The following is a 23,401-nucleotide window of genomic DNA, read 5'->3' as shown; positions in this document are numbered from 1 at the left end:
ACTATTTTTCCAGCGCGTGCCAGAGGATTTCAACAGGATGTAATGCCTTACGTCCTGTTCCATCTTTGATCTGGTGCCTGCAGCTTGTGCCTGCCGCGGCAATGATCACTTCCTCTGGCTGCATCCTTATCGTTGGGAAAAGCACCAGTTCCCCTATTTGCATCGAAACATCATAATGTTCTTCTTCATAACCAAATGACCCGGCCATCCCGCAGCAGCCCGACGGGATGAGTTGCACCTTGTAATTCTCAGGAAGCGACAATGCCTTTTTAGAAGCCGTCAAGGTGGATAACGCCTTTTGGTGACAATGACCATGAAGTTTGATCAACCGCTTTTTTTGTGTAAAAACACATTTGTCGATCCTTTTCGCATCTATTTCGCGGGCTACGAATTCTTCAAAAAGCAATGCATTCTCGGATATTTTCCTGGCGTCACTGCGCTGGTTTTCGGGAACAAGGTCCACGTATTCGTCCCGGAAAGAAAGTATCGCGGAAGGCTCTATGCCGATTAGAGGGGTCTCGTAGGTAATTTTATCTTTTAAAAGGGACACATTTTCAATAGCCAGTTTTTGGGCTTCCTTCACAAAGCCTTTGGACAAATAGGATCTTCCGGACTCCTGGTGCTCCGGTATCACAACCTGGTAACCAAGTATCTCGAGGAGCTCAATTGCTTTTTTACCAACCTCTACGTCATTGTAATTGGTAAACTCGTCACAAAAGAGATATACTTTTTTGGAAGATTCTGTTTGTTTACCCAATGCCTTGTTCCGCTTACCCCACCACTGTTTTAATGTCTGACTATGTAAAAGCGGCATGGTGCGCTCGGGATGAAAGCCGACCATCTTATTGGCTACCCGACGCAAAGCAGGCGTTCCAAAGACCCCGTTAAAGGCCCAGGGAGCAATAGAAGCCAGTTTCATTTGTTTGGAGAAATGGGCGATCAGCCGGCTTCGAAGGGGGGCACCGTGCGTTTCGTAGTATTGCTGCGTGAACTCCGCCTTCATTTTTCCAATATCTACGCTCGAAGGACATTCGGACTTACAACCTTTGCAGGACAGGCACAAATCCAATACCTCCTTCACCATTTCCTGGCTCGCACCAATGTGTTCCTTTTTGTCGGGCGGGGTCAGGTACTGCCTCAAAATATTGGCCCGGGCTCTGGTCGTATCCCGCTCACGCCGCGTGGCCATATAGCTTGGGCACATGGTGCCTCCCGTCAGTTCAGTTTTGCGGCAATCCCCTGAACCACTGCATTTTTCAGCCAGGCGAAGCATCCCTTCCTGCCTTGAAAAATCGAAAGTGGTTTTGATCTCCGGTTGCTTCTTGTCCTGCTGATAACGGAGGAACTCGTTCATCGGAGGTGTATCGACAATCTTATTGGCATTGAAAATCCCCTCCGGGTCCCAGATACGCTTCACCTGCCTGAACATCTCATAAACTTCCTCCCCCATCATAAAGGGAATGAATTCTCCCCGAAGCCGCCCATCTCCATGTTCGCCAGACAGCGCTCCATTGTATTTTTTAACCAACTTAGCGGTATCCGCCAACACACTCCTGAATTGTTGTTTACCTTCTGCGGTTTTCAGGTTGATCATCGGCTCTACATGCAATTCACCGGCTCCGGCGTGTGCATAGTAGGAAGCGTGCAAGCCATAACTTTTCAGAAGCGCAGCAAGGTCTTCAATGTAAGCGGGCAGGTCTTCCACGGCAACGGCGCAATCTTCAATGAGGTTGACCGGCTGGATGTCGCCCGGCAAATTTCTGATCAAACCCAGCCCGGCTTTGCGAATATCCCAGGCCTTATTGGCATCGGCGCCAAACAGCAATGGATATGCATATCCAAGGTTTTTACTTTTCAACTCATCAATTAAAGCCGAAGCCTGTACTTCAACCTCTACGTCGGATTTGCCCCAAAATTCCACCATTAGCAGCGCAGCAGGGTCCCCCTCCATGAAAAAGCGGTTCTGCGAATAAACGGTATGGTTCTTGGTAAAATCCATGATATACCGGTCCACCAGCTCCGAAGCTTTAGGGCCGTATTGCATCGCTACCTGATTGGCCAGCAGGGATTCGGCCAGTGAATCCGCATGGACGCAAACAACCCCCACCGATGTCGGCGGCACATCCACCAATGCGAGCTTTGCCTCGGTTACAAAGCAGAGAGTGCCTTCAGAACCCGCTATCAGATTACAGAGATTGATGTCTCCATTTTCAAAGTCCCTTACCAATGCGTCCAGCGCATAACCCGAGTTCCGGCGGGTTACGGTCGGTTTTGGAAACTGTTTTTTGATCAATTCCTGATCAACCGGATTTGAGATAAGCCCTAACATTCCGGCCAGGATAGCTTGCTCGCGGTCGCCTTTTAGCTGTTTTTGTCCCAGCTTTTGCGTGTACTCGGCGATGCCTTGTTGATTAAAAACAACCTCTGATCCATCCGAAAGCAATGCTTTCACTTCAATCAAATGATCCCTGGTGGCTCCCCAGGTAATGGAATGCAATCCGCAAGAATTATTTCCGATCATCCCTCCGATCATCGCCCTGCTGGCAGTGGAAGTTTCAGGACCAAAAAGTAACCCGTACGGCGCCAAATGTTTGTTCAGATCATCCCTGATCACGCCCGGCTGTACCCTCACCCATTTCTCCTCTTTGTTGACTTCAAGTATTTGACCGAAATGCTTGGAGATATCTACGACAATACCATTACCGACGACCTGCCCGGCAAGCGAGGTTCCGGCTGCTCTGGGGATGAGGGTAGTTTTGTTGTTTTTTGCAAAACGGATCAGATTCTGGATATCCCCGACCGTTCTGGGCAGCGCCACAGCGAGCGGCATTTCCTGGTAAACAGACGCGTCCGTAGCGTAAATGGACTTTTGCGCGAGATGCAAGGTGGAGTTATCAAAGTAGAGCTCCCCTTCAAATTGCGAGCGCAGGGTATTAAACTGGTATTGGGAAACAGGATTCATCAATGAGTACAGGAATATAACCAGCTAATTTAGGGCACAAAAATTATTTATAATCGTCGAAATGAAATTTGCTTAAATTGATTCAAAATCTGCTTTTTCAATTGTAATCAGACTAACCACCTTACTTAAAAATGAAAAAAGTATACGCCATGATCCTGCTCGCACTACCGATGGTATTGGGAGGATGTAAAGACAAAAAAGAAGCAGAACCGGCATTTCCCTTTTATCAGGTACTCGGCGGCGATAACGCCCAGGGTAAAGATTGGGAGCTGACTCATTTTTATTCTCTATCCGGAATTTCAACCTCCGAAAATGTCATTGAAAATGGCTACGACGGCTTCCCTGACATACCCAAATGGGCAACAGACAATTATTACAAGTTTTTCAAAGACGGTTATGGCGTGTGTTATGAAGTAGGACTCATCAATCCCCAGGTCGGCGTCGAAACTCCCGAGTCCTGGGACAGCTCGAAAAACGCCTATAAGTACATCCAATTCAATTACAAGGGCGGAAAAATGGTGAACATTGTCAATCGGATTCAAAAACCGTCGTTTTTCGGAGATTGGGAAATCGTATCATTGAAAGCGAACGAAATGGTCCTGTACAAGCAAGACAAAGCCTTCAACCAGGAACTTGTCATTGCATTCAAACCAAAAGACGGCGGCATCTAAACTCAATTACCGCGCTGGCATTACGTATATTGGCACAGTTTTTACATCAATCTTTTTTTAAGAACTGTTACTAATCCGTACACATGAAAAAATTCAATATACTGATCCTCACACTATTCAGTTGCTATGTTTCTGCTCAAAATACCGCGACAATAACCCTGACTGCCTCAAAGCAAGGGCCCGCGACGGCGACTTTGGTCCAGGAAGATGTTCATTTTCACCCCAATCTGGGCATAGGGCTGGCAGATGTCGAATTGAAACCTGTAGTATCTGTCGATTTCAAAGAGAAGACTTCCGAGAAAACGGTTATCCAGCTGAATGAACCCAAAATGATGCGATTGCAATATGGCGGCACGGTTAACAGAACCTGGATGCTGTTTCTTCAGCCTGGTGACGATCTGGCCATCCATTTTGCAGATAACGCCGATGTTACTTTCAATGGAAAAAACGCCAATTACCAGACTTTCCTGAAAAATTATTTTCTCGAAAACCAATACCAATACCTGCCTGTTTTTGGCTACAAGCCATCGCAGATCGATAATAAAAGTGTAGTTCAGCAAAGTGATAGCCTCAGGAAAGTACGTATGGAAGCTTTTGAAAAATTTAAAACCGCCAATCCGTCCTCGCCTGCGTTTGAAGCATATGTGATAGCGACTGCTACAACCGAGCCGGCACTGACCCGCCGGGCTATCCAGGAAAAACTGATGCGCCGGAACAGGGTTGTCATGCTCGACGCCGCGCAACGTAAAGAATTGGAAGACGCCACATTGGCTGACTTCAAAATTCTGGCAGACGACGCATTACTGAGCCAGGCATACCGCGACGAATTGCGCAATTGGGCACTGATCCCTTCGACGCGGAAGTTTCCCCTGCAATCGCAATCAAGGTACGAGATCAGCCCGGAAGCATTGAAGGATGTATATGCTTTCAGCAAAGAAAAGCTGGCTGCTTATCCCAGGCAAAAAGAATATCTGCTGACTTACTGGCTGAACTATTCCGCCACGGCGATCCCCACAGTTGAAACGAGCAAGGCTTTATTGGAAGATTATAAAACTACTTTCCCCCAATCACCCAATACCGAATATCTTTCAAAGCTAATCAAGCTCAAAGAATCGCTGCAACCAGGAGCGGCGGTTCCCGACGTAACACTTTTGAATACCGACAGCTCCTCAGTTACCGTATCTTCCCTCCAGGGCAAGCCTGTTTGTATGGTTTTCTCGTTCAGTATCGGCCAGCATGAGCCAGGGCTGAAGGGTTTGGAAGACAAGTATGGCGCGAAGGTCTCGTTTGTCTACGTTTCGGTCGCCAACGGTATTCCGCTGGGAACATGGAAGCAGTATGCCAAAGACCGGCCCAATGCGAAACATTTATGGGCTTCGGACGAAAATATCGAACTACTGAAAAATACCTACGCCATTGATATCCGGTACCCCTATCTCGTGCTCAATTCCGCAGGAAAAGTGGTTAACCGCTGGATCCCGCAGGAATTTCCCGATAACAAAGCATTGGAAACAGAATTGCAAAAGGCAACCATGTAACTGGTGCCGGGCTGGCGCGGGGCTTATGCTTTGCGCCAGCTATTGAATCAATATCTTATGCACCGTATCGGTGTTAAAATAGGCAATCTGCAAACCATAGTTGTCACAGATCTGCTTCGCAATGGCCAGCCCCAAACCCAGCGATTCAGGCCCGGCAGATTCCTTCTTAAATCTTTCAAATAACCGTTCAGGATTTCCTTTTAAATGCATACCCGTATTGCTGACGCTCAGGTGATCAGGCCCCGATTCGATATCCAGTGTTCCTTCGGGATAATTATGCCGGATTGCATTACTCAGTAAATTCGACAATAGAATGTCCGCCAATGCGGGCGACATGCTTTTCCGAAAGTTGCCATTTGAATGCATGCGGACACTGATTTGTTTATGGGAGAGAATATCTTCAAAATCCTTTAATTTATGCTGAACCAGGTTGGTCAGATCCACCTCTTCCTGTTCTGTGAACTGCTGGTTCTCGATTTTTGCTAAAAGCAAAAGTCCCTGATTCAATCTCGACATCCTTCTGGCTGCATGGTAGATTTCCTCAATCCAGTACGTATGCTCCTGGCCCAGGTCTCTGGTCTGGATAAATTGCTCCACCCTGGCATTGATCAAGGCAAGCGGCGTCTGGATTTCGTGTGATGCATTTTCGGTAAACTCCCGCAGGCTTTTATAGTCGTGCTGCATTTTGGAGGCCATTTTTTCCATCACATCGCCGAGTTCGTTAAACTCTGTAATTTCACTTGGGACCATTTCCAGTTTGTCGCTTCTTGTCCAGTCAAAATGCTTGATCCTCGAGAGAGAATCGTAAAAAGGTTTCCACAATTTTCCGGACATCCGTCTGTGAAACAGGTACATACTGATCATTAAGAGTCCCAGGAAAGTGATCATCGCCGCTGAAATGGCCTCAATCAGCTTATAGGATTCGATCATGGATTTGCGGATCGCCACTTTGTAGGGAGAGCCGCCGATCAGGGTGTAAAAAGTGAGCTGCCGGAATGGGTCTTCACTGTCTTCATAGCGATTGCCGATCAGCGTATCGACGAACGTTACTTTATTTTTGAAAGACCCGAAAACCGGCGTCACTTCAATTTTATTCTCTACAAAATAGGAGTTATTGGTCCAGGTATCGTTCGTCCTCACATAGGTTTCAAAATCTCTTTTTTCGACGATCAGCCTATTTTCAATCTCGTCATAGATCATGAACTTGATGATCCAGTAGAATGCAATCCCTACCGCCAGGTAGATAAACAGGGAGGTGATCAGGTAAATCCGGCTGGTCTTTTCTAGCAGTTTCAAGGTGCGGTGAATTTATAACCGATTCCATAAATAGATTGAATGTAATCCTTTCCGCCTTTTTCGATGATCTTCCGGCGCAGGTTTTTGATATGGGAATATACCATATCCAGCGAATCGGACGAATCCATATGATCACCCCAAAGATGCTCCGCAATCGCTTCTTTTGTGAGCGCAACGTCGATATTGGAAAGAAAATAGAGCAAAAGATCATACTCTTTACGAGATAAAACGGTTTCCTTTTCACGGATAAAAACGCGCCGTGATTGCAATTGGACCCGGATATCCTTCCATGCCATATCATTGTTCCCGCCAAAATTCCTGCGACGGATCAGCGACTTAACCCGTGCGTTCAGCTCAGACAGATGAAAAGGCTTGGTCATATAATCGTCGGAACCGATTTCCAGTCCCTTGATCTTGTCTTCCAATGTATTCCGGGCTGATATAATGATGATCCCTGTCGCAGCAGCGATCTTTTTCAGAGTTTGAACGATGCTGAATCCGTCACCGTCGGGCAAGGTCAGGTCCACGATCGTGCAATCGTACTGGTACAGGCTGATTTTTTCGTCGGCCTGCCAAAATGTATTCGCCACTTCACAAATAAACCCCTCTTTGGACAGGTAATCCACGATGCTCTCTGCCAATCCTTTTTCATCTTCGACAACCAATATTTTCATTTCTATTTCATAAGCTACCTGCCAAAAATAGTCCGGGAAATTGGAAACATTTAGGAAGATAATAATTTATCATACAGCGGCTTGCCAACCGGCCTTTTCCCAAATGTTTCCCAAATTGGCATCTAATTTCGGCTGAAAATTTCTTTTAGGATTTATTCAGCGTCCATGTTTCAATTCAAAACTGCCCCACTCTTTTACAGGCAAAAGTACCCTGTCGTTATCAAAAAGGCCCTTTTGCTGATTGGCGTACTGGCATTGCCGCCAGCCGCCTTCTCGCAGACCGGAAAAATCAAATTGCCGGAAATTCTTGAAGAGGGTAAGCGAAATTTTCCCTTTTTAAAGGCTAAGCAAGCCGAGATCAGGGCTGCGGAAAGCCGCATTCAATCTTCCAAAACAGATTACCTGCCCAATCTGATCGTGCAGGACCAATACACGTTTTCTACCAATAACAGTGTCGCAGGCGCCTTCTGGCCCAACGAGGGAAGCGCCATTTCACCATCGGGCGGCATAAGGCCCGAAAATAACTATACCGGCGTTTTTGGAAGCTTCACCACTGCTTTGGTGGATTGGAGGGTTTTCAATTTTGGTAAAGTCAAAGCCAACGTAAATGCCGCCAAAGCCGACCTGAACCGAATCCAGGCTGACTTCGAAAACGAGCTTTTCCAACACCAGGTAAGGATTGCAGATGCTTATCTTGTTTTGCTGATCAACCAGAAACTCGTGGAAGCGCAACGCCAGAACTTACAGAGGGCATTGGTTTTCAAACAGGTAACCGATGCGGCGGTCAGCTCGGGTATGCGGCCGGGAGTAGACAGCTCACTTGCGGCGGCGGAATATGCCAAGGCCCGACTACTTTTATTGGAAAGCCAGCGTGCCGAAAAAGCACAGGGGTTAAGGCTTTCTGAACTCACAGGCCAGCTTCGGGACAGCATCCAGATCGATACAATGGGTTTTTATTCACAGCTGCCCGTTGTCAATAAACAGACAGATTCTTTCCTAAAAAATCCGGCCCTCCTCTTTTCTCAGGCGCAGGTCGACGCTTCCAATGCAAGAAGCATGGCCATTAAAAAATCTCTTCTGCCGTCGGTTTCAATATTAGGCGCTGGCTGGGCCCGTGGCTCGGGCGTTTCCAACAAAGACGACTCTTTCCGAACAGACTTTACAAGCGGGGTCAATTACCAGGTTTACAATTATTTGTTCGGCATCTCTACGCGATGGAACCTTACAAACATCATTAAAGTCCGGAATGATTACAAAAGCGAGCAGTTCCAGGTCGAACGGTTCAAGGAACTTTATAACACCCAGAAACTGCAGCTCGACCGCCAGACGCGCGAAGCCGAAATCCAATTGGAGCTTTCACTGGAGCAGGCCAGGTTAACCCCCGTCCAGCTGGCTGCTGCGCGTCGCGCATTCAATCAGGCGGAGGCAAGGTACCAAAGCGGCCTTACCGACTTGTTCACTCTGGCCCAGAGCGTCAACGCTTTAAACCGGGCCGAAGTAGACCGCTTCGTAACAAATGGTAATGTTTGGCGCTCGCTGCTCGTGAAAGCTGCCGCTGCCGGCGATTTATCCCTATTCCTGAACCAGATAAGCAATTAAATTTCAATCATATGTATCAACTCATTCGGACTGCGCTACGGCAGCCCATTTCTATCGTCGTCGTGGTGATTGGCATTCTGTTCTTTTCCATTCTGTCGATCCGCAGTATCCCCGTCGATATTTTCCCAAATCTGGACCTGCCTACGATCTATGTGGTCCAGCCATACGGTGGTATGGCCCCCGACCAGATGGATGGTTTCATCGCTACCCGTTACCAGGACCACTTTCTGTACGTTTCCGGGATCCGAGATGTGGATGTGAAAACCATTCAGGGCTTATCACTGATCAAATTATCGTTCTATCCCGGTACAGATATGGCGCAGGCAGCGGCGGAAGTCGCCAATAACGTCTCCCGCGCCAAAGCTTACATGCCCGAGGGAACAGTACCCCCGCAGGTAGTCCGGTTTGATGCCAGTTCGGTACCGATCGGACAAATGGTTTTTGAAAGCTCTTCCCGTTCACTGAATGAAATTCAGGATTTCGCTTCTTCGAGGGTACGTCCGATGTTCAGCCGCATTGAAGGGGTCTCCAGCCCGCCGCCATTTGGAGGAAACCAGCGTACAATTGTTATCCGCGTTGATCCCGAGCGTATCAGAAGCTACCACCTGACGCCGGAGGAAATCATCAAGTCCATTGTAACCAATAACCAGCCATCGCCCGCCGGCAACATCCGTATGGGCGACCGCACCTTGATGACGCCTGTCAATTCATTGATTTCCAAGCCACAGGATTTCCTGAATATCCCGATCCGCGTCGGTGCAGGGCCTACTGTTTTTATCCGTGACGTAGGAACTGTGGAAGATGGCGCCGATGTGACGGTAAGTTACGCTTTGATTAATGGACGCCGTGCGGTATATATTCCTGTGGTGAAAAAATCCGATGCATCCACGCTGGATGTAGTAAATAATATCCGCGCAGCATTACCCCAATTGCGCAATGCTGTTCCTGAGGACGTAAAGATTTCTTATGAATTTGACCAATCCGTATACGTTACCAACTCCCTGAAAAGCCTGATCACCGAGGGTATCCTGGGCGCATTACTGACGGGTTTAATGGTATTGCTGTTCCTCCGCGACTGGCGTAGCGTGGTTATCGTGGTAGTTACCATTCCAATTTCAATTCTTTCGGCGGTGATATTGATGAATTTGTTTGGCCAAACCATCAATATCATGACATTGAGCGGACTTGCCCTTGCGATTGGAGTTTTGGTAGATCAGGCTACGGTTACCATCGAAAACATTCACCAGCACCAGGAAATGGGCAAGCCCAAAGAACAGGCGATCTGGGATGCGTGTAAGGAAATCGCTTTTCCCGAATTTCTGATCCTGCTGGCAATCCTGGCTGTTTTTGCACCTTCCTTTGTCATGAGCGGAATACCCCGATCCATGTTTTTGCCGCTTTCGCTTGCCGTGGGTTTTGCCATGATCGCCTCGTTTTTGCTATCCCAAACATTGGTCCCGGTTTTATCAAACTGGCTGCTGAAGGACCATCCGCATCACGAAGCGCCCACTTTGGCACTGGATAACCAGGAGGTAAAAGATGTCATTGAAGAGGGTGTACATCCTTCGCTGCCTCCGACCGGTTTTGAGAAATTCAAAAGAAGATATGTAAACTTTCTTTCCGGCATGATGGACCAGAGGAAGCTGGTGGTACCGGTATACCTGTTTGTTACGGTTGCATTGATTGTCGGGGGCTTTTTCCTGATCGGTACCGACATTTTACCCAAAGCCAATAGTCATCAATTCCAGATGCGGCTGCGCGTGCCGGACGGAACACGGGTGGAGCGCACAGAGGCAGCGACCTTGAAGGTACTTAACCTGATCAAATCCGAGGTGGGTCCGGAGCATGTGGAGATTTCTTCAGCTTATGTGGGTACGGTTCCTTCCAGCTACGGTACTTCCAATATTTTCGTGTTCAACAGCGGGCCTCACGAGGCTGTTTTGCAGGTTTCATTGCATGAAGATTTTCCGGTACGAATGGATGCATTGAAAGAAAAGCTCCGCGCTGCGATCGGCAAGGAATTGCCTTCTGTTAAAATATCATTCGAACCCATTGAGCTCGTGGATAAGATCATGAGTCAGGGAGCTTCCACGCCCATCGAAGTAAGTGTTGCTGCCAAGGATGTGGCCGAAGCAGGACGATTCGCCAGGAAAATCGAGAAGGAAATGAAGCATATCGCGTTTCTCCGCGACGTACAGATTGCGCAGCCACTTTCCTATCCCGTTCTGGATGTCAAAATAGATCGCGAAAGAGCCGGACAATTGGGCATCACCTCCACCCAGGTTGCACGTTCCATGGTGGCCGCGACATCGTCCAGCCGGTTTACGGATAAAAACCTGTGGCTCGACGACGCAAAAGGGTTGGCCTATCAGGTACAGGTTCAAATTCCCGAATACCAGATGACCTCCATGGAGGATATCGGAATAATTCCGTTGAAAACAGGTGCCAGCAATCCGTTATTGGCCGATGTAGCCACTTTTTCGGAAAAAACGGTCCCTGGGGAATACGACCGCGCCGGCCCGAACAGGTTGGTTACGGTAACGGCCAACATTCATAAAAAGGATTTGGGTGCAGCTACTACGGCGGTCCAGAATGCAATGAAGAATGCGGGCGAACCTCCAAGAGGAGTGATTGTTGAATTAAAAGGCCAATCGGATCTTTTGAGTGAAACATTGGGCAGCTTGCAAACCGGTTTATTGATCGCGGTGGTGATCATGTTCTTGTTGCTTTCTGCGACTTACCAATCCTTCAAGCTTTCGCTGGTCGTGCTTTCTACGATCCCCGCGGTAGTTGTGGGTTCAATTGGCTTGCTGTTGATCACCGGGGCTACACTGAACCTGCAATCTTACATGGGGTTGATCATGTCCGTCGGTGTGTCGGTGGCGAATGCGATCCTGATGGTTACCAATGCCGAGAATGTGCGCCTCAAAATTCAGGATGCGCAGAAAGCGGTACTTCTGGCAGCAGGCAGCAGGATCAGGCCGATCCTGATGACCAGTATCGCAATGATTGCCGGTATGATCCCCATGGCGTCCGGACTGGGTGAAGGCGGAGACCAGATCGCGCCGCTGGGCCAGGCCGTTATAGGTGGTTTAATGGCCTCTACGCTAGCCTCTCTGCTTATTCTTCCGGCCGTATTCACAATGGTGCAGCGCAAGGCCTCCGTACTCTCGGTATCCCTTGATCCCGAAGACCCAGACAGCAATTTCTTCCGCAAAAAATTTCAAACCTCCATTTCAATGAACACCCTGAAATCCATTTTAATCATTCTTTCGGTGAGCGTTGGAATGACTGCCTGCAATAGTGAAGCCGAAACAAAAGAAACGCACGAAAACAAAGCCGCCGAAAAGGCACCTGCAGTGGAACTGGCTTATGTAAAAAGTATGAAACCCGCCAAACAAATTACGCTTCCAGGCGAGCTGAAACCCTGGAATAAGGTCAGTATTCACCCAAAAGTAAAGGGTTTTGTGAAAACGGTCCATGCAGATCGCGGCACTATGGTCAGAAAAGGTCAGGTATTGGCGGTGCTGGAGGCACCCGAAATCCTTTCGGAACTAAGCCAGGCCAAGGCCCAATTGATCGCCTCAAAAGCATCGTTAAATGAAATTGCTACCCGCTTTCGCGCGAGTTCGCTGACATATAGCAGAATGCTTCGCACCAACAAAACCGAAGGTGCCGTTTCCCTTAACGAACTGGACTTAGCCAAAGCAAAGGCTATCACCGACAGCTTGGCTACGGCCGTGGCAACAGGAAATGTACAGGCTGCTGAATCTTTTTTAGAAACCAAGTCAGAACTGGCTCGTTACCTGACTGTTACTGCTCCATTTGATGGTGTCATCACCGAAAGAAATATCAGCCCGGGGGCTTTGGTCGGGCCGGGTGAAGGCGGGGCTAAACCATTGTTTATTCTGGAAGACAATAAGAAGCTGCGTTTGACCCTTGCCATTCCTGAAAATATGTCTGGCGCGATTTCGACAAAAGGAACCGTCAGCTTTACAGTTTCGGCCAACCCGGAAAAGCAATTCAAAGCAGTGTTCGCAAGAAGTTCACGGACGTTATCCGAGGAAAACCGCGCTATGATGACTGAATTTGATGTAGAAAACCGTTCCAACGAATTAAAAGCCGGTATGTACGCCCAGGTTTCGCTCCAAACCGAACGTTCGGGCAATACGCTGTTTGTTCCTGTCACTTCGGTCGTCAGTTCCAGCGAACAGGTATTTGTGATCCTCGACAAAAATAAAAAGGCAGAATGGGTGCAGGTTAAAAGAGGCACCGTAGTGGATACGCTGGTGGAGGTTTTTGGAGATTTGCATGAAGGTGACGCAATTGTGAAAAAGGCGTCGGAGGAATATCGAAACGGCGAGACCTTGTAAGGGTTTATTTAATCAAAAATACAGGGAGATAAAGTGGCTGATCCGACAACTTTATCTCCCTGTGTTTTTTTTAGGCATTATACACCGTTTAATTCGATGTGATTAGTTTTAAAAAAAGGCGCGAAGCTTTCGCCTCGTGCCTTCTTAATTGACCTCAAATTCTCCCTTATTTTCTGCTGTAAGTATCCAGCGTAGCTTCCGGGAAAGTTCTTAAAATATCAGCCATGGTATTTTTTACCATCGATTCGCGGTCGTCTTTTTTGGTCGGCGCTTTTACTTTGCCGGAGGCCCATCCCTGCCAGATCATGCGGTCGCTGTTTTTCTGGTAGATGTTCAGGATAAACCGGCTTTCCTGGTAATTATAGGTAGAAATATTGTTTCCCCCGCCATACCACCACATATAAGGTGAATACATGTTGTTGGATCGGACCTGCTGACGGTCCTTTACGTCGGTCATGAACCTCACGATGATCTCAGGATTTTGGGTATCCATCTTATAACCTTTGGATTCCATCACCTCCACCACCGCATCACCTAGCCTTCTTCTGTTCAGTTCGCTACCCAAAAGAGGGTCTTGATCGATATTACGCTCCGCTTCTACCTTAAAGGTCTTGAACTGCTTCAAATTAACGGACGAATCGTAATCGTAACTGACTTGAAGGGCCTGGCTGCACGCCATGACTAAGATCCCCGCCAAAACCGCCACACCGGCGGTTTTTATCAACTTCACTATGCTTTTCATTTTGTTTGAACGTTTTAGGTTTGATAATCTTTCTGACAGCCTCCGAGGGCAAAAGGTTTAAATATCCGGAAAACAACTATAAAACTAGTAAACAAATAAAGTTGGTATGTTGATCCGAAAATTTCCTCAATAAGCCTTATAAAGACGATCAAAAACCTGGCGAGGCACTTTCAAAACCGTTCCATGCCTGGTTCCCTCCGGGAATATCACCTCTCCCGAAATATCATCCCAATGTTCCATATCCTTTGATCTTACCGCGCCGTATTTGTGGTCCAGGTATTTATCAAAATAAACATAAACGAACCCATTTATCTCCGCTGCGGTTGGACCTTCCGCCCAGTAATCTCCTGTAATAGGCGATGAAACCTGGATCGGATAAGGTCCAGACGCACTTTTCGACTTTGTAATCCTGATATTCTTTTCCGCAGGTTTTGGATTCTCATTTTTCAAAAACATATAATACCAGGCACCCTTCTTCAAAATCGTAGCGTCGATCACGCTGAAATCGGGATTGAAGAACATTTTAGTCTCGCTGAAAGTCTTGAAATCGGGCGTGGTAACGTAGTAAATCCGGTGATTCAGCCCTTTCTCGCTTTCCGATTCCGCTACTTCAGCATGTCTCCCGGGGATGGTAGTAGCCCAGTAAATGATAAAATTCTTTTTCTGGTCATCATAAAAGACTTCTGGCGCCCAGCTGTTCTTCGCATCCGCCTCATGCTCCATCACCGGCACCGCCTTTTGTTCAGACCAGTTGATCAGGTCCTTGGAGGAAGCATATCCAATGATCTTATCGTGCCAGCCAGTGGTAAAAACCAGGTGGAACATCCCGTCCGGACCCTGGATGATGCATGGGTCGCGCATTAATTTATCCTTGCCTACCGTCGGCGTCAAAAAAGATTTCCCGCTTTTCAATGCTTTCCACGTCAGCCCGTCCCGGCTATATGCCAAATGCAAACCATCCTGGCCGTTGTCTGTGAAGTAAGAGAAAAGGTAAATGCTGTTTTGTGCGACAACCGCGCTATTCAATACAGCCCAAAATGTCAGAGTAAAAAAAGACAAACGCATCATTTGAGGATTTAAACAAATACGCGCCCGGGGTTTCCGGACGCGATTTACTGGGATTTATACGGGGACCACAAGCTTTTAAATTCAGGATTAAACCTTTTTATAGTCGGGATGTTTGTAGGGAGAGCGGTAAGAACGGGCCAGAAGAGCATTTGCTTCTTTGTCACCCACAATTTCGCGTTTTACAGGATCATAAACAATAGATCTGCCGGTTTTCATAGAAAGATTTGCAAGAATACAGCTCGCCGTCGAGATATGGCCTTCTTCAATATCAGCTACCGGCTTGCTACTGTTGTCGATCGCACTCAGAAAATCGAGCATATGCAAACGTGTTGCAGGGGCAGCATTCAATTCTATGTCCTTCTCTTTCAGGTCTTCCGGGTATTTTTCTTTTTCGAAAACAACATCCCTGTGAATTTTGTCTCCTTTGCCCTGCGGGATAAAATCATACGCCATTGTACTCGCCCAAAGTGTACCTTTTTCGCCATAAAGCGTAAAAGACCAGGGATAGTCGGGGTTATTAGGTGTTCCCCAGGTGCGATGCTGCCAAACACAGTTTACCTCGGGATATTCAAAAATCGCCGACTGCGTATCCGAAATATTGGATTTCCCCTCCTTCTGAACATAGATACCACCGGTAGAACTAATTTTTGTAGGCCAGCCTAGTTTCAACATCCATCGCACGGTGTCGAACATATGGACACACATATCGCCGGTAATGCCATTGCCATATTCCATAAAAGTTCTCCACCAGCGAACATGAGGTATGCCGTCATAAGGCCTGAGCGGAGCAGGCCCGGTCCAGCCTTCATAATCAAGGAAATCGGGGACCTCCTGAACAGGAGGATTACCATTGTTCCGCATATGGTAATAACAGCACATTTCCACGTGGGATATCTTGCCTAGCAAACCGGCATCCACAATGTTCTTTTTGGCGTCTATGAGGTGAGGGGTGCTTTTCCTCTGGGTTCCTACCTGCACCACTTTCTTATATTTCCGGGCTGCGGCCACCATCGCCTCTCCCTCCAAGACGTCGACGCTGATTGGTTTTTGCACGTAAACATGCGCTCCGGCTTTCACCGCATCGATCATTTGCAGTGCGTGCCAGTGATCTGGCGTGCCAATGAGAACGATATCCAATTCATTTTCTGACAGAAACTTTTGATAGTCGCCATAAAGTTTAGGGACTTTTCCCGACTTCTGACGCTGACTTACCAGCTTTCCTGCCTCGGTCAACTGGTTCTTGTCGACGTCGCAAAGTGCAATTACTTCCACTGGGGCGACCTGTATCAGCCGGAACAAATCACTTTTCCCATACCAGCCCGTGCCAATTAATCCAACCCTCCATGTTTTAGCGGGATTGATCAGGTCCATGCCATGTGCCCCAAAACTTGAAAGCGCCAGGGCTGCCGTCGCACCGTGAAGAAAGCTGCGGCGATTGATGTTGAAAGTGTTCATTTGGGGAAAGCCAGTTGGTTTTAGGATAAAAAAAAGCGTTCGCTGGTGCGAACGCTAATACAAAGAATGTTTTTCGGAATGTTTACTTTGAATTGTGTTGATTTAAACCGCACCCTTCAACCTGATATCCATTTCAGCCAAAAGTAAAAGTAGCTGCTCCGTAAGTTGCTTTTTGAAATCTCCGAATTGCATCAGAGCCAGATTATCGGAAAAATCTTGTGCTTCATGCCTTGCAATTGAAGCATTCAGTCTTGCAATTTTTTCAAGGGTATCTTGAATTTCAATTTGTAGTTGATCCTAAGGTTTCATTATCCACTGTTAATTTCAGAATGCCATTTCTATTATTATTTCGGTCTCTGATAAAAAAATGAAGCCAGTCAAGCTGATCAAAGTTAGTTAAAAAGTATTTTGGATGATCCTTCGGGTACGACTTCAGAAAATAAATATCCAGGAGAGAAAAATGATCCCTTAACCATATAAGCTTAGATAAATTCTCATCGTGCAGCTTGGCATCGATGAGGCAAAGCAAGTCCATATCATTAGGATTCAATTTGGTACTCGCAAATGACCCATCAACCCAAACATCAAATGACTCTATCCCACTTTCTGTAAGAATCAGCCGTTTTAAATCTTTGAAAATACTTGCCATGGTATGGCTGAAAATCAAAAGTTCTTCCAAATCAGTCCAGCCAATTTCTATTAGTTCATAAGGAAGTTGCTGGCTGCCCTAAGTCACTCCGCCGCCCTCTTCAACTTCGCCAGATAAACAAACAACCCCAGCCCCGCTACCAAAGTAGCGGCACACATTAAAATCTGCATCGGGTTAGGCTTGATCACGAACATGGCGCCGATAAACTGTACAATCAGGATAACGTAGAGAATCCTTGCAATCCCTTCACGAGGCAGCTTGGTAATCACAAAAGCACCCAACGGAGCGAAAAACACAACCACAGGCACACAGGCAATCCACAGTTCAAATGATTCCTGACTGAAATCCCCAAGAATAACTACGTGCAGGAAAAAGCCCAGGAGCGTCTCGATCGTCATAATGATCACAGAGGACGGGGTTGCTACCTTTTCGCTGACCCTGTAATAAATTGTCATCAGGCAAAAAGTGAATATGTTGATACCTGTTCCGAAAATGGAAGAAATGATTCCGCCGATCAGTCCGAATATGGCTAAACGTAACTGGTCTTTTGAACTAAAATTGGGAATAGACTCAAAAACATTCCGTTTCGGGCGACTATTTTCACGCCAGAGCGCAATTCCGAAACTTAGCCAAAGCGACACAAAAAACAATTTGGCCATGACCGGAGAAATGAGCGGAACCACGTAGTAAGTCCCGAAAACCAACCCAAAAATACCTCCCAGCGTGACGAATCGGATGTAATTCCATTCAACTTTAACCCTTAGCCCCAAAATGAGCAGCGAAGCTGAAGTCATCCCGATACTCTGAATGGCAAATGCGAAGTTACGCGCGACGGGTGGCGGAATTTTCAGCAACAACGTAAAAACAGGGTATGCGATAGCAGCGCTTCCTTCGGGACTGGAACCGGCAATGAAGGAACCAAACACCATCGTGAGCATGGCGGCCCATTTTTTCTGCAGAAACTGAAGGTCTGGATAAGCAGAAACGTAATAGAACCAACTGCTCAAAACAGTGATCAGAAAAATGAAGTACAGGATTGGTAACCTTCGTTGTTTTTGAGAGGATTTAGCCATTTGATAAATCGGGTAGATCTGGGCCCACTTATTAATCCTTTAAAAGGTAAAAATATTTACAATCGTATAACTTTACGGTTCTTATTGCCCGCGTTAAAACTCCATTTGTTAACCTCAAAATCGAAAAGCAATGTCAAACATCGAAAGTAGCGAAGTGATTGTTGGTAATCAACAATCAATATTGGGAAACCAGGATACAATACTGGAAAATCAAAATTTCCTGAAAGATAATCAGGCGTCGATCCTGGAAAATCAAAAAATTATCACAGACAATCAAGCTGCCATTCTGCAGAACCAGGAAACCATTGTCAAAAATCAGGAATCAATACTGAACAACCAGACAAACCTGGAACTGATATTGAAAAACCAGGAAAGGATTTTGGCTTTGCTTGAAAAATAGTTTTTAAGTTCCCCATAAAAAATGCCTGCTACGTACGGGATGGAGCAGGCATTTTTTGTTGCCCGGAGGCCAGTTGATTTTCGATTTGCCAATCGAAAGTTATTGTTTATTTCAAAAAGTCCCCCACATTCTCCTTTGTCACCAACTGGAAAGGAATCAGGACTTCTTTCTCAAAAGCCTCTTTTTTCGCCGCCTTTACAGCAGTCTCAATCGCCTTGCTGCCCTGTTCTTTCGCATTTTGAAAAACAGTGGCGTCCAAAGTGCCCTTCTTAACGGCTTGCAAAGCGTCGGGAATCGCGTCCACACTGACCACGAGTACCTTACCTTTCAATCCAGCGGCTTCCAATGCCTTTACAGCGCCCATTCCCATTTCGTCGTTCTGCGCGAAAATAGCGTTGACCTGGTTCCCGTACGATTGGATCCAGTTTTCAGCAAGCGACATGGCTTTGGCACGGTCCCACTCTCCCGTTTGTTCCGCCAGGAGCTTCAATCCCGGGTTTGCTTTCAAAATTTCTTTTGCCCCCCTATCTCTTTTAATTTGAGCAGCCTGACCCATAAAACCGTGCATCATGAGGATATTGCCTTTCCCTCCCAGCTTTTCGGCTATATATTTCATTGCAATTCGGGCGGATTCTGTGTCATCAGAACCAACGAAGGCAGTAGGTTTCGTGCTGGTTTCCGAATTGACGTTGATAATGGGGATCTTCGCATCCATTGCAAGTTTTACGGCCGGTGAGCTCGCTTCCACTTCACAGGGGTTCATAATGATCGCATCTACTCCCTGCGCAATAAAGCTCTCAACCTGCTCCACCTGTTTCAGAGCGGAACGCTCGGCATCAACCGTGATCAGTTCCACATTCAGTTTCTTCGCCTTAGCCTCCATTTCATCGCTGACGTTTACAATGAATTCGTTTTGCATGCTGAGCATGGTCGCGCCGATCAAAAGTTTCTTGTCCGAACCCCCTCCGGACTCGCCCTTTTTTGATTGGTTACAACCAAATAAAATTGCCGTGGCAAATAAAATGTAGCAGCTGATTTTCATAATGATGATTTCTGTCTTCTTATTCTCTTTCTTTTTTTCCTGCGCTGTCCAGCACCACGGCACCGATGATGATAACCCCCATCACAACTTGCTGATAATAAGAGGTAACATTCAACAAATCCAGACTATTGCTGATCACGCCAATGAGCAATGCACCGATCAATGTTCCCGTCATCGTGCCCGTTCCTCCCGAGGTACTTGTTCCGCCGATGATGGCGGCTGCTATTGCGTCGAGCTCGAACCCTGCGCCCGCGTTAGGCTGCCCGGTAGTAATTCTTGATGTAAGTAAAATACCACCCAGAGCGGAAAGCAGGCCACAAATGGTATATACCCACATTTTAATCCTATTCACATCGATCCCGGAGGCCCTCGCCGCAGGCTCGTTACCCCCCACGGCGTACATATACCTTCCCAGAATGGTTTTGTTCAAAACAATGGAACAGACGATAAAGGCGGCGATTAAAATGATGATCGGGAAAGGGATACCGAAAATGTTCCCGCCCCCGATAAAGTTGAAGGAATCGGATAAATTAGAGATCGGCCGTCCTTTGCTCAGGATCAGGGCCAAACCTCTGCCAATTGTCATCGTCCCCAAAGTGACGATGAAGGGAGGCACTTTGCTTTTGGTAATCACGAGTCCATTAAACCCCCCAAGCGCCAGCCCAGCTGCCAAACCGGCCAGCAACGGCACAATTAACGGGTAAGTATCCGGGTGGGCGAACATCGCAGTGATCACCCCGGCAACCGCAACCATGGACCCGAGCGACAAATCAATCCCGCCAGTGATGATCACGAATGTAACCCCAAAAGCGAGCAACGCATTAATGGACACCTGGTTACCAATGATCAGCAGGTTCGACAGCGTAAAAAACCGCGGGGTACTCAGCGCGAGTACCAGGCAAATCAATAAAAATGCCAGGAAAATACCGTAACGGCTCAAGCTGGCGAAACGGGGGCTTAATTTTATTTCCATAAAGGAGGTCGTTTTTCACTACGGCAACCGGCCATCAGCCCTATGCCACCGCGTATTTCATAATCAGTTCCTGCGTTGCTTCCTCTTTCGAAAGCAATGCGGTTTGTTTTCCTTTTGATAAAACCAAAATCCGGTCGCTCATACCTAGTATTTCGGGCAATTCCGACGAAATCATGATAATAGCAATGCCGCTGTCTGCCAGACTTCTGATCAGTTTATATATTTCAAATTTCGCCCCTACATCCACCCCTCTGGTCGGTTCATCCAGAATAATCATTTTTGGCGATGCCTGAAGCACTTTCCCAATGACTACTTTCTGCTGATTTCCGCCGCTAAGGTTGATTACTTTCTGATTTCCGCCGGAAGTTTTGATTTTCAGGTCCAGGATCATCTGCTCCGTTGTGTATAGCTCACTTTCCTCATTGATAAACAAGCCCTTCCTGTGTTTTGAGAGGCTCGCAAGCGTGATATTATCTTTTACAGACATTTCAGGGATAAATCCCAATTTTTTTCTGTCTTCGCTCACATAACCAATACCATACTTCAAGGCCTGCTGAGGGGATCTTATTTCTTCTTTCTGTCCGTGCAGATGAATTTCACCATCATCGAACCCTTCCAGCCCAAATATCGCCCTTGCAATCTCCGTCCTTCCGGCCCCCATTAATCCCGCCAGCCCGACAATTTCCCCGGCTCGCACCTTGAAACTGATATCTGAGAATTTACCCTTTTTACCCAGGTTGATGACCGATAGCACATCCTCACCAAAGACACCCGTTTGTTCCGGAAACATCTGGTCAATTTCCCGGCCTACCATCATCGCGATCAGCGAATTTTTATCAAGTTCCGGGGCGGGTTTTGTTCCGATATACTTACCATCCCGCAAGACGGTGATCATATCCGATATCTCAAAAATTTCATCCATTTTATGAGATATATAGATGATGCTTACACCCTTTTCACGAAGATTTCGTATGATATTAAAAAGCATAGCAACTTCTCTATCGGATATCGCAGACGTCGGCTCGTCCATGATGATCACTTTGGCATTATTGGAAATGGCCTTGGCGATCTCCACCATCTGCATTTGAGCAACACTCAGGTGTTTCATTTGGGTATCCGGGGCGATGTCAACACCCAATTGCTCCATCAGCTGGGATGCTTTCTGATTGATCAGGGAGTCATCCAGCCAGCCCGTAAACCAGCCTTTCCGGTCCGACACCTCTCTTTCCCGACCCAAAAAAATATTCTGTGCGATAGTGAGTTCCGGAATGATCAGGATTTCTTGGTGTATCATCGAAAGACCCTTTTTCTGGATCTGATGAACATTACCGCCCCTGACATTTTCCCCTTCAAAAAGAATTTCTCCCGAATCCGGTGTTAACAAACCGATCAGGATCTTCATAAAAGTAGATTTGCCTGCGCCATTTTCGCCCATCAAGGCATGTACCTCGCCTCTTTTCAGATCAAACTGAATGTTGTCCAGCGCTTTGACACCGGAAAAGGACTTGGACAGCTGATGAACTTGCAGAATGAAATCAGACATATCATTTTATTTAAAAAAGGCCCCGGCCAATTCTGTAAAAATCAGCCAAAGCCTTTCTTTTTTTCTCTCATTTTCCGTCGGCTTAAGCCGACGGCAATTGGATGCGATGCGGCATGAGCCAGGAATTTTGGGGCTCTTTCTTTATCCTTCCCAGACGACTCCTGTATCTTTCCAGGTTTTTGCCGCTGCGGAATCCAGTACCGCTTCGCAGACTTTTTGGGTCTCGTAAGCATCCCTGAATGTGGGCTGGCAAGGTTTGCCGGTTTGCAGGCTTTCGAAGAAATCGGCCACCTGGTGGATGAATGAATGTTCGTAACCAATGCTGGTCCCGGGAATCCACCATCTTTTCATATAAGGCTGGTCGCCGTCTGTTACAAGGATCGATCTCCATCCGCGGACGATCGAATCGTCGCTGTGGTCGAAATATTCAAGACGGTTCAGGTCATGCAAATCCCATTTGATGGATGCATGTTCCCCGTTAATTTCAAATGTATACAAAGCTTTGTGACCACGTGCATAACGTGTTGATTCAAAGAGCCCTAGTGAACCATTATCAAAATGGCAGTGGAAAATACAGGCATCGTCGATACCCACTTTCTGCACCTGGCCGCTTTCCGAGTGAACACGTTCTTTAATGAATGTTTCAGTCACCGCCGACACATCTTTGATGCCTCCGTTGATCCACATGGCCGTATCGATACAGTGCGCCAGCAAATCGCCGGTCACACCGGAACCTGCGGCGTCCACATCCAGGCGCCAGGTAGCAGTACCACCTTGCGGAACGTCCGGGTTGATCGTCCAATCTTGTAAAAAGTTAGCGCGATAATGGAAAATACGTCCCAATTTACCTGAATCGACGATTTGCTTCGCCAAAGTCACTGCAGGAACACGACGGTAATTATACCAGACCGTATTTTGAACACCTGCTTTTTCAATGGCATCCACCATGGTTTTAGCCTCAGCCAGCGTCCGCGCAAGCGGTTTTTCGCAAAGTATCATCTTTCCAGCCGCTGCCGCCGCTATCGCGATTTCCGCGTGGGTATCATTCGCTGTACAAATGTCCACAGCGTCTACATCGTCGCGGGCGATTACTTTTTTCCAGTCTGTTTCAAATGACTCGTAACCCCATTGCTCCGCAAAAGCCTTTACTTTTTCTTCGTTGCGGGAACATGCCACTTTAAGTACCGGTGTATATTCCAATTCCGGAAAAAAATTTGCAATTCTGTTATATCCATTGGAATGCGTACGGCCCATCAATCCGGTACCAATAAGCGCAATTCTGATTTCTTTCTTTGCCATAATTTCTATTTCTCTATTTCCGTCGCCATAAGGCGACGGCAAAG

At 47.1% G+C, this 23,401-nt stretch carries 16 protein-coding genes and 1 pseudogene; 5 read left to right on the top strand and 12 right to left on the bottom strand.

The window, feature by feature from the left end:
• Position 1: 1 nt before the first annotated feature.
• Positions 2 to 2,962, bottom strand: a complete 2,961-nt coding sequence (locus AC1XUF_RS09220) for an FAD-binding and (Fe-S)-binding domain-containing protein (RefSeq protein WP_483341480.1) — start codon at positions 2,960 to 2,962, stop codon at positions 2 to 4.
• Positions 2,963 to 3,093: 131 nt separating this feature from the next.
• Here AC1XUF_RS09220 and AC1XUF_RS09215 point away from each other — a divergent pair, with 131 nt between their 5' ends.
• Together AC1XUF_RS09215 and AC1XUF_RS09210 are read left to right on the top strand one after the other, a co-directional pair.
• Positions 3,094 to 3,633 carry a hypothetical protein gene (locus AC1XUF_RS09215; protein WP_483341479.1) on the top strand — a complete coding sequence of 180 codons (540 nt, stop codon included), beginning with the start codon at positions 3,094 to 3,096 and terminating at the stop codon, positions 3,631 to 3,633.
• Between the two features lie 83 nt (positions 3,634 to 3,716).
• The gene (locus tag AC1XUF_RS09210) at positions 3,717 to 5,171 is read left to right on the top strand and encodes a thioredoxin-like domain-containing protein (protein ID WP_483341478.1); all 1,455 of its coding nucleotides are present in this window, start codon (positions 3,717 to 3,719) and stop codon (positions 5,169 to 5,171) included.
• 39 nt (positions 5,172 to 5,210) lie between these two features.
• Here the strand turns inward: AC1XUF_RS09210 and AC1XUF_RS09205 are convergent, their stop codons facing one another.
• Both AC1XUF_RS09205 and AC1XUF_RS09200 read right to left on the bottom strand, forming a co-directional pair.
• Entirely contained in the window at positions 5,211 to 6,467 is a 1,257-nt protein-coding gene (locus tag AC1XUF_RS09205) for a sensor histidine kinase (RefSeq protein WP_483341477.1), read from the bottom strand.
• Complete coding sequence (locus AC1XUF_RS09200; RefSeq protein ID WP_483341475.1) at positions 6,464 to 7,141, bottom strand: response regulator transcription factor; 678 nt, start codon at positions 7,139 to 7,141, stop codon at positions 6,464 to 6,466. Before AC1XUF_RS09200 ends, AC1XUF_RS09205 begins: the two co-directional genes overlap by 4 nt.
• 165 nt (positions 7,142 to 7,306) lie before the next feature.
• Between AC1XUF_RS09200 and AC1XUF_RS09195 the strand changes: the two genes are divergently transcribed.
• The gene (locus AC1XUF_RS09195; RefSeq protein WP_483341473.1) at positions 7,307 to 8,740 is read left to right on the top strand and encodes a TolC family protein; all 1,434 of its coding nucleotides are present in this window, start codon (positions 7,307 to 7,309) and stop codon (positions 8,738 to 8,740) included.
• A gap of 11 nt (positions 8,741 to 8,751) precedes the next feature.
• A complete protein-coding gene (locus AC1XUF_RS09190) occupies positions 8,752 to 13,113 on the top strand; it encodes an efflux RND transporter permease subunit (protein WP_483341471.1) in 4,362 nt (1,453 codons plus the stop codon).
• A gap of 166 nt (positions 13,114 to 13,279) precedes the next feature.
• Here AC1XUF_RS09190 and AC1XUF_RS09185 read toward each other — a convergent pair whose 3' ends face one another.
• The 5 genes and pseudogenes from AC1XUF_RS09185 to AC1XUF_RS09165 all read right to left on the bottom strand — a co-directional run bounded on the left by AC1XUF_RS09185 (position 13,280) and on the right by AC1XUF_RS09165 (position 18,100).
• A complete protein-coding gene (locus tag AC1XUF_RS09185) occupies positions 13,280 to 13,855 on the bottom strand; it encodes a DUF4136 domain-containing protein (RefSeq protein WP_483341470.1) in 576 nt (191 codons plus the stop codon).
• A 126-nt stretch (positions 13,856 to 13,981) separates the two neighbouring features.
• Complete coding sequence (locus AC1XUF_RS09180) at positions 13,982 to 14,920, bottom strand: glycoside hydrolase family 43 protein (RefSeq protein WP_483342020.1); 939 nt, start codon at positions 14,918 to 14,920, stop codon at positions 13,982 to 13,984.
• 90 nt (positions 14,921 to 15,010) lie between these two features.
• Positions 15,011 to 16,378 (bottom strand): Gfo/Idh/MocA family protein, encoded by a 1,368-nt coding sequence (locus tag AC1XUF_RS09175; RefSeq protein WP_483341468.1) that lies wholly within the window; start codon positions 16,376 to 16,378, stop codon positions 15,011 to 15,013.
• 280 nt (positions 16,379 to 16,658) lie between these two features.
• Positions 16,659 to 17,084: pseudogene (locus AC1XUF_RS09170) on the bottom strand (DUF6932 family protein); the annotation flags it as partial.
• A gap of 26 nt (positions 17,085 to 17,110) precedes the next feature.
• Entirely contained in the window at positions 17,111 to 18,100 is a 990-nt protein-coding gene (locus tag AC1XUF_RS09165; protein ID WP_483341467.1) for a sulfite exporter TauE/SafE family protein, read from the bottom strand.
• A 130-nt stretch (positions 18,101 to 18,230) separates the two neighbouring features.
• Between AC1XUF_RS09165 and AC1XUF_RS09160 the strand changes: the two genes are divergently transcribed.
• Complete coding sequence (locus AC1XUF_RS09160; RefSeq protein ID WP_483341465.1) at positions 18,231 to 18,500, top strand: hypothetical protein; 270 nt, start codon at positions 18,231 to 18,233, stop codon at positions 18,498 to 18,500.
• A 106-nt stretch (positions 18,501 to 18,606) separates the two neighbouring features.
• Here the strand turns inward: AC1XUF_RS09160 and AC1XUF_RS09155 are convergent, their stop codons facing one another.
• From AC1XUF_RS09155 to AC1XUF_RS09140, 4 genes are all read right to left on the bottom strand, one after another.
• Positions 18,607 to 19,542, bottom strand: coding sequence for a sugar ABC transporter substrate-binding protein (locus tag AC1XUF_RS09155; RefSeq protein ID WP_483341464.1), 936 nt, complete (start codon positions 19,540 to 19,542; stop codon positions 18,607 to 18,609).
• Between the two features lie 19 nt (positions 19,543 to 19,561).
• Positions 19,562 to 20,515, bottom strand: coding sequence for an ABC transporter permease (locus AC1XUF_RS09150; RefSeq protein ID WP_483341462.1), 954 nt, complete (start codon positions 20,513 to 20,515; stop codon positions 19,562 to 19,564).
• Between the two features lie 40 nt (positions 20,516 to 20,555).
• Positions 20,556 to 22,058: a sugar ABC transporter ATP-binding protein gene (locus tag AC1XUF_RS09145; protein WP_483341460.1), complete on the bottom strand. Its 1,503-nt coding sequence runs from the start codon at positions 22,056 to 22,058 to the stop codon at positions 20,556 to 20,558.
• A 141-nt stretch (positions 22,059 to 22,199) separates the two neighbouring features.
• Positions 22,200 to 23,360, bottom strand: coding sequence for a Gfo/Idh/MocA family protein (locus AC1XUF_RS09140; protein ID WP_483342019.1), 1,161 nt, complete (start codon positions 23,358 to 23,360; stop codon positions 22,200 to 22,202).
• Between the last annotated feature and the right edge of the window lie 41 nt (positions 23,361 to 23,401).

The organism is Dyadobacter sp. HNCC25DJ185 (assembly GCF_056895195.1).
Note: the sequence above shows the minus strand (reverse complement) of the source record. Positions and strands in the feature narration are given on the sequence as shown.

Coding starts and splice junctions, on each gene's coding strand:
- AC1XUF_RS09165 (WP_483341467.1), bottom strand. CDS start 18,100: ATGGCTAAATCCTCTCAAAAACAACGAAGGTTACCAATCCTGTACTTC.
- AC1XUF_RS09200 (WP_483341475.1), bottom strand. CDS start 7,141: ATGAAAATATTGGTTGTCGAAGATGAAAAAGGATTGGCAGAGAGCATC.
- AC1XUF_RS09220 (WP_483341480.1), bottom strand. CDS start 2,962: ATGAATCCTGTTTCCCAATACCAGTTTAATACCCTGCGCTCGCAATTT.
- AC1XUF_RS09155 (WP_483341464.1), bottom strand. CDS start 19,542: ATGAAAATCAGCTGCTACATTTTATTTGCCACGGCAATTTTATTTGGT.
- AC1XUF_RS09160 (WP_483341465.1), top strand. CDS start 18,231: ATGTCAAACATCGAAAGTAGCGAAGTGATTGTTGGTAATCAACAATCA.
- AC1XUF_RS09195 (WP_483341473.1), top strand. CDS start 7,307: ATGTTTCAATTCAAAACTGCCCCACTCTTTTACAGGCAAAAGTACCCT.
- AC1XUF_RS09215 (WP_483341479.1), top strand. CDS start 3,094: ATGAAAAAAGTATACGCCATGATCCTGCTCGCACTACCGATGGTATTG.
- AC1XUF_RS09175 (WP_483341468.1), bottom strand. CDS start 16,378: ATGAACACTTTCAACATCAATCGCCGCAGCTTTCTTCACGGTGCGACG.
- AC1XUF_RS09180 (WP_483342020.1), bottom strand. CDS start 14,920: ATGCGTTTGTCTTTTTTTACTCTGACATTTTGGGCTGTATTGAATAGC.
- AC1XUF_RS09185 (WP_483341470.1), bottom strand. CDS start 13,855: ATGAAAAGCATAGTGAAGTTGATAAAAACCGCCGGTGTGGCGGTTTTG.
- AC1XUF_RS09190 (WP_483341471.1), top strand. CDS start 8,752: ATGTATCAACTCATTCGGACTGCGCTACGGCAGCCCATTTCTATCGTC.
- AC1XUF_RS09145 (WP_483341460.1), bottom strand. CDS start 22,058: ATGTCTGATTTCATTCTGCAAGTTCATCAGCTGTCCAAGTCCTTTTCC.
- AC1XUF_RS09210 (WP_483341478.1), top strand. CDS start 3,717: ATGAAAAAATTCAATATACTGATCCTCACACTATTCAGTTGCTATGTT.
- AC1XUF_RS09150 (WP_483341462.1), bottom strand. CDS start 20,515: ATGGAAATAAAATTAAGCCCCCGTTTCGCCAGCTTGAGCCGTTACGGT.